Below are 6,854 nucleotides of genomic sequence, written 5' to 3'. Positions count from 1 at the left end.
GTTGTTCAGAAGCAGGATCACCTTTTTGCGCACAGTATAGATTCTTATTGTATGCAAAATGCATTTTCAATATACAGCTTGAAGCTGATAACATGGTTCAACATAGGTAAATCAATGAAAGATGCGTCCCGAAGCAAGAAGTCGGAACTTTACGAGCATTTGAAATCGGCTGTCCTGACGCTTGCCTTGAACCCGGGGGAAGATCTTGATGAGGTAAGCTTATCTGAAGAGTTCAACTTGTCGCGTACCCCATTGCGCGAAGTTTTTCGCCAGCTCGCGGGTGAAGGATTTGTTGAATTGCGCGAAAACCGAGGTGCTCGGGTATCCGCACTGACTTACACAACGTTGCGGGATTTTTTTCTGGCGGCGCCAATGATCTATGGTGCTATTTTGCAGTTGGCAGCAACGAATGCCAAACCGGACCAAATTAAATCCCTCAAGTTGGCGCAAGACACATTCAAGGCGACGCTAAGGTCAGGGTCAGCTGCTGATCGCGCCATGGCCAACAACAAGTTTCATGAAATCACCGGTGAGATGGCGGACAATGTGTATCTGCTGCCGTCTTTCAAGCGTCTTTTGATCGACCACGCCCGAATAGGCATGACCTTCTACCGTCCACAGGATCAGTTGATGGCCGATAAATTATCCGAGGCCAGCAGTCAGCATGACGCAATAATCGCCGCCATCGAAACGTGCGACGAAGCTGCTGCTGCGCAGTTGGCGATCGATCACTGGAACCTGTCTCGAGGCCAGATCGAACAGTACGTCACACCAGCAGCACTGGACGTACCAATGGGTTCGATGGCGCGAAAGACATCTGCTTGAGGATGCAAATGACCCCCTTATTCAAATTTGACGGGATCTATACTCCGGTCGTTACTCCCTATCACACAAATGGCAGCATCAATTGGGACGCACTATCCGACGTGATTGAGTTTCTGGTCGTAAACGGCGTTCACGGGCTTATCTCCGGCGGTTCGACCGGAGAGAACTATTCGCAGACGGTTTCTGAGCGTTTGGAACTGGCGGCCTTTACACAAGAACGCCTGAAGGGTCGATTGCCGTTGGTAATTGGCACCGGAGCGATGATGACCCCGGATTCAGTTGCGCTGGCCGCAGGCGCACGTGAAATTGGCGCTGATGCCATTCTTTTAGCTAGTCCGGCCTATTCGGTGCCTACCGACAGAGAAAATGCATTGAATGCCTTGGTAATAGACAAGGCCGCCGATCTTCCGGTGATGTTATACAACTATCCTCATCGGACAGGCACGATGATGGGTGAGGAGTTTCTGGACCGTGTTGGGCAAAGCCGAAATTTCTGCGGTATCAAGGAAAGTTCTGGTGATATCAATCGCGTGCATCTTTTGGCCCGGGACTACCCTCATATACAACTTGGTTGCGGTATGGACGATCAAGCGTTGGAGTTTTTCGCTTGGGGTGCGCCTTTCTGGGTGTGCGGTGGGTCTAACTTCCTGCCAGCGGAGCACGTGGCGCTTTATCAGGCTTGCATTGTTGAGGGTGACTTTGCAAAGGGTCGCAGGATCATGTCCGCAATGATGCCTTTGATGCGGGTACTCGAACAGGGTGGCAAATTTATTCAGACCATTAAGCATGGTGTTACAATGAACGGGATCGAAGCGGGCGCGATGCGCCCCCCCCTCAAAGGTCTGAACAAAGATGACAAGCGGGCACTGGAACAGGTGACGCGAGTCCTAAAGAAAACAATCTCCAACATCGTGGCTGAGGGGTAAGAGATATGGATCTGTTGACGAAAGACGAATACAAGTCCATTGCTGCAAACTTGACCCTGCCAACGGGTGCCTTCATCGACGGTGCCTTCCGCCCCGCGATCTCAGGAGAGACTTTCACAACAATCAATCCAGCGACGGGCGAAAAGCTGACCGAAATAGCCGCCTGCAGAGCGGCAGACGTTGACTTTGCCGTCGAAAAAGCCCGAGAGGCATTTGACGACGGCCGCTGGTCTAAATTGCACCCATCGGACCGCAAGGACGTGTTGATCCGGTTAACCAAGCTTATGACGCGCAACGCACGCGAACTGGCGGTGATGGAAAGCATCGACAGCGGTAAGACGATCTACGATTGCGAATCCGTTGATGTTCCTGAAACGATCCAATGTCTTAAATGGCATGCCGAGTTGATCGACAAAATCTATGATCAAGTCTCACCTGCCAGCGACGACCACATTGCTATGGTCATACGTGAACCGATTGGCGTTGTTGGCCTGGTTTTACCCTGGAACTTTCCACTGCTGATGTTGGCCTGGAAGATTGGGCCAGCGTTGGCTGCTGGTTGTTCGGTCGTGGTTAAACCAGCCGCAGAAACCACCTTAACCGCGTTACGTATGGCAGAACTGGCAATGGAGGCGGGACTGCCGCGGGGGGTTCTCAACATTGTGCCCGGCGGTGGGGCAGAGGTGGGAGAACCCATTGGGCGGCATATGGACATCGACATGGTTTCCTTTACCGGCTCGACTGTCACCGGCAAGCGGTTTTTGACCTATTCCGCAGAAAGCAACGCCAAAGAAGTTGTGTTGGAAATGGGGGGCAAGAACCCTGCTATTGTCATGGATGATGCCGAAAACCTCGACCGCGTCGCCGCCCATGTAGTCAATGGGGCATTCTGGAATATGGGCGAAAACTGCTCTGCCTCTTCAAGGCTAATAGTGCACAAGGATGTTAAGGCTGAATTGCTGGAACGCATAGCCCATCATGTCAAACATTGGAATGTCGGCGACCCATTGAACCCTGAAACGCGCTTGGGTGCTTTGGTCAGTGACGGTCACTACAAAAAGGTGTGCGGTTATTTGGACCAAGCCGAAGATGTTCTAATAGGTGGCAAGGCGGACAACGGATTTGTCGAAGCCACAGTAGTTGAGGTCCGTGGCAACGACGTGGCACTTGCACGTGAAGAGATTTTTGGACCTGTACTTTCAGTGATTGAGGTTAGTGGCTTTGAGGAGGCTATTAACATCGCGAATGACACGGAATACGGTCTCTGCGCCTCGATCTTCACTTCGAATACCAAACGAGCCATTCGGGGGGCGCGCGCGATCCGGGCAGGAACTGTCACGGTCAATAGTTTTGGCGAAGGGGATATCTCGACCCCGTTCGGAGGTTTCAAACAATCTGGATTCGGTGGGCGCGACAACTCTATTCATGCCCATGATCAATATACCCAATTGAAAACCATCTGGATTGATTTGGCCGATGACACGGATGAGGCCGTGGATTGACCGAGTACACGGCACGGCTTCTTCCAAGGCAGACCGGCCCAGCAGGATGGAATGCCATCCTGCAGCCGCGAAATATACTGCCGCAATTGCAAAACAACATCTCAGCAGACATCACGATTGTGGGCGGCGGGTTTGCGGGGCTAAGCGCTGCTCGCAGATTGCACCAACTCGATCCATCTTTGAAAATTGTTCTTTTGGAAGCTGGACGTTTTGCAGACGGTTCGGCGGGGCGAAATTCGGGATTTATGATCGATTTGCCGCATGATCTGGCTTCCGAAAACTATGCGGGCGATGGTGGTCTTGAGGCGGATCGGGCAACAATCGCTCTGAACCGCAAAGCGATCGGGTTCGCGACCGACTTTGCGCAGGATTACGGTCTACCGGACGAGATGTTTGATCCATGTGGAAAGTTCAACGCTGCGGCGACCCATGCCGGGGATAAGCACAATCGAGACTTCGCTACGCATCTTGAAAGGCTGGGGGAGCCATTCAAGTTGCTGGACCAAGGAGAGATGCGGGAAATCACTGGAAGCCCGCATTATACCTCGGGCCTTTACGCACCAGGCACAGTGATGATCCAGCCTGCGGGTTATGTCCGAGCATTGGCTTCGCATATGGCAACACTGACAAATCTGTTTGAACAGTCGCCGGTGACCGGATTTCAAAAACAAGGCGTGGGGTGGCTGGTCAAAACACCGGCTGCTCAGGTTGCGACTGGACGCATCATCCTAGCTAATAATGGTCACTTGGAGAGTTTTGGATTCTTTCAACGCCGGTTGATGCACATCTGTCTCTATGCGTCGATGACTGAACCGCTTACACCCGAGCAGATTAGCACTTTGGGCGGGCAAAGCCGATGGTCCGTGACACCGGCAGATCCAATGGGTACCTCGGTTCGACGAATATCTGGTAGCTATGGTGATCGAGTTCTGATCCGTACCTGCTCCAGCTTTCAGCCGACAATGGAGGCCAGCTCGAAGAGACTGCAAAGTGCCGGACGTGTGCATGACCTAAAGTTCCTAGAACGGTTTCCAAATCTGCCAGACGTGCGCATGGAACATCGCTGGGGAGGTATGTTGTGCCTAAGCCGCAACGGTTCCGCCGCATTCGGCGAGTTGGCACAAGGCGTATTTTCTGCCTGTTGCCAAAACGGATTGGGCATTGCACGCGGAACGTTGCAAGGCATGGGCGTTGCCGAGCTGTTGGTGAACGGGGGGTCAGAAATAGCCGATCATTTTCTGGAACAACCAATGCCGCCACGCCTCCCGCCGGAACCGCTCGCATCGCTTGGCGCCAACAGCTATCTGGCGTGGAAAGAATGGCGTTCGGGTAAGGAATGACGGGACAGGAAATATGAAACAGTCGACGTCGATCGATGGATCTCGTCGGCTCGACGCACTCAAAAACTTTGATTTAGTTCGTCCGCTGCTGGAATCTCCCGTTCACGGCGCGCAATAAAGTCCAACAATGCCTCGTTCTTGGCAATATCCAGTTTCGGTTCCTCGTAATCAGTTAACAATTTACGCGCATGTTTCAGGGCACGCTCGGTTATCTCGACCTCTCCTTCGGCAACCCACTGCTCGATAGAATTATTGTCGAACAATTCCGGCATGAAAAACGCGGTTTGGAAATTTTCTTGAGTATGCGGATGACCAAGATAGTGCCCGCCTGGGCCAACATCCGGAACAGCCGCCAAAGCCTGATCAAAGTCACCCCATTTTGGTCCTTCGGCCATTCGATAGGCCATAGCACATTGTTCAGCGTCAACGATGAATTTGGCGACAGAGCAGTGCATTCCGGCTTCGTTCCAACCGGCACTGTGCCAAATATAATTGGCGCCCGAATGGATGACGGCACTAAGTGTGGTCGCGGATTCATAACCGGCTTGAGCATCAAATGTTTTTGCCCCGCCCAAAGTGTTCGACGTGCGCCAGGGGACGTCATAGTACCGCGCCATTTGACCGATCATGAAATTCATCAGGCTGATTTCAGGTGTTCCAGCCATTGGTGCGCCGGATTTCATCGAAACGGTTGAAAGGTAATGGCCGTAGATTGCAGGTGCGCCCTTGCGGATTACCTGCGTGTAGGCCAAAGCACTCAGCGCTTCGGCGTTTAGCTGTGCGACTGTCGCGGGAACGCTGGCGGGCGTGTTTGCGCCTCCCAAGACAAATGGAGAACACAAGACAGGCTGATTGCGGCGGCAAAACGCGCGCATTGCACCCAGCATGGTTTCATCCCAGACAAGAGGGGAGTTGCCGTTGCAGTTGCCAGTTGTAACAGGATGATCTTCAAGAAACTGTTCGCCGAATAGGATTGCGCACATTTCCATGACGTCCTCAGCGTTCTTTGGGGATGTTGTCATTCCCATAAAAGTCTTGTCGGAATATTTCATCGACGAATATGTAATCTGCAGATGACGCTGACTAATTGGGTGGTCGTAAGGTTCGACGATGTGGTGTGCGCTGGAGTGCAGAGCTGGCAACATATGACTAAGTTTGTGAAACATTGCCAGATCGTCCAGCGTTGGATTTCGGCGAACATCGTCCAAATCCCGCAAGAATGGCGCGCCCGTCATCGGTACAAAGATCGAATGTTTTCCGCCAAGGCGGACATTTTTTTCCGGATCACGAGCATGATAAGTAAATTCGGACGGTATCGTCGCAATCAATTCGCGTATTAGACCTCGATCCAGATAAACAAGCTCACCTTTTACCTTTGCACCCGCTGTTTTCCAGTCTTCCAATGCAATTGGATCGCGAAACTGAACGCCGACGTTTTCAAGTATGTCCATTGAGGCGTTGTCGATGCGTTCCACTTGGGCTCCATCCATTACTTCGCACAACGGAATGCTGCGCGTTAGACCAGGCAACATATCGAACTTGGGCGCAGTGCGTAGTGCGCGACGGGCAGAACGCCCACCCGACCGAGACCGGGATTGGATTTGCGTGGTCATCATTGCCTCCATTTTTCCTGACTATTTTGACAGAAGCAGGAGCTAGGCGTTTGACGATTCACGAATTCCATTTGCAAGAAGCGACATGACTAATTTACTTCAGTGCAGGAAACGCCGTTCCATCCATATGCTTTTAACTTGAATTCTACTTACTGGTTCTAAGCTGCAGACGCCTTTAGCGAGGCTTGGATACTGTCAACTTCGGTTGTTCTCTGGAACAGCGACGGAAATTCTGGTTCCGGCCTCCTCGCACAGCTTTGCACAGCGCATCGGAACAACTTGATCGGTAAAGAATGTATCTATATCGGACAGGGAGGCGATGCGCGCGGGCGCTTTACGATCAAACTTTGATGAGTCGGCCACAAGAAATACCTTGTCGCTTCGATCGATGATCGTCTGGCTGACTCCAACCTCTCGCATATCAAAATCCAAAATATCTCCGTCTTCGTGCAGAGCTGAGCAACCAATTACGGCCAAATCAAACCGGAATTGTGAAACCACCTGACGTGTAAGATCTCCGACCAAGCCCCCGTCGGAGTTTCGCAAGTGCCCCCCTGCAACAACCACCTCAATCGTAGGATGGCCGGATAATATTACTGCAATGTTGAGGTTGTTCGTCACCACAAGCAATCCGGTGTGATTGAACAG

The 6,854-nt window shown here is 52.1% G+C and carries 6 protein-coding genes; 4 read left to right on the top strand and 2 right to left on the bottom strand.

Translation table 11 applies throughout. From position 1 onward, the window contains the following. From AC2FNE_RS24000 to AC2FNE_RS23985, 4 genes are all read left to right on the top strand, one after another. The coding region (locus tag AC2FNE_RS24000) for a GntR family transcriptional regulator (protein WP_496806495.1) at window positions 1-825 on the top strand (825 nt) is incomplete at its 5' end. An 8-nt stretch (window positions 826-833) separates the two neighbouring features. Beyond that, a complete protein-coding gene (locus tag AC2FNE_RS23995) occupies window positions 834-1,751 on the top strand; it encodes a dihydrodipicolinate synthase family protein (protein ID WP_170605406.1) in 918 nt (305 codons plus the stop codon). 5 nt (window positions 1,752-1,756) lie between these two features. Continuing rightward, on the top strand, window positions 1,757-3,253 hold the full coding sequence (locus AC2FNE_RS23990) for an aldehyde dehydrogenase (protein ID WP_170605408.1): 1,497 nt from the start codon (window positions 1,757-1,759) through the stop codon (window positions 3,251-3,253). After that, window positions 3,250-4,593 carry an NAD(P)/FAD-dependent oxidoreductase gene (locus AC2FNE_RS23985; RefSeq protein WP_496806494.1) on the top strand — a complete coding sequence of 448 codons (1,344 nt, stop codon included), beginning with the start codon at window positions 3,250-3,252 and terminating at the stop codon, window positions 4,591-4,593. Before AC2FNE_RS23990 ends, AC2FNE_RS23985 begins: the two co-directional genes overlap by 4 nt. 59 nt (window positions 4,594-4,652) lie before the next feature. Here the strand turns inward: AC2FNE_RS23985 and AC2FNE_RS23980 are convergent, their stop codons facing one another. Together AC2FNE_RS23980 and AC2FNE_RS23975 are read right to left on the bottom strand one after the other, a co-directional pair. Further along, the gene (locus tag AC2FNE_RS23980; RefSeq protein ID WP_170605412.1) at window positions 4,653-6,206 is read right to left on the bottom strand and encodes a trimethylamine methyltransferase family protein; all 1,554 of its coding nucleotides are present in this window, start codon (window positions 6,204-6,206) and stop codon (window positions 4,653-4,655) included. 195 nt (window positions 6,207-6,401) lie between these two features. Continuing rightward, window positions 6,402-6,854 (bottom strand): DeoR/GlpR family DNA-binding transcription regulator (locus AC2FNE_RS23975; RefSeq protein WP_496806493.1); only part of this gene is annotated, 453 nt, incomplete at its 5' end.

The organism is Ruegeria sp. YKSD179, assembly GCF_059612885.1.
Note: the sequence above shows the minus strand (reverse complement) of the source record. Positions and strands in the feature narration are given on the sequence as shown.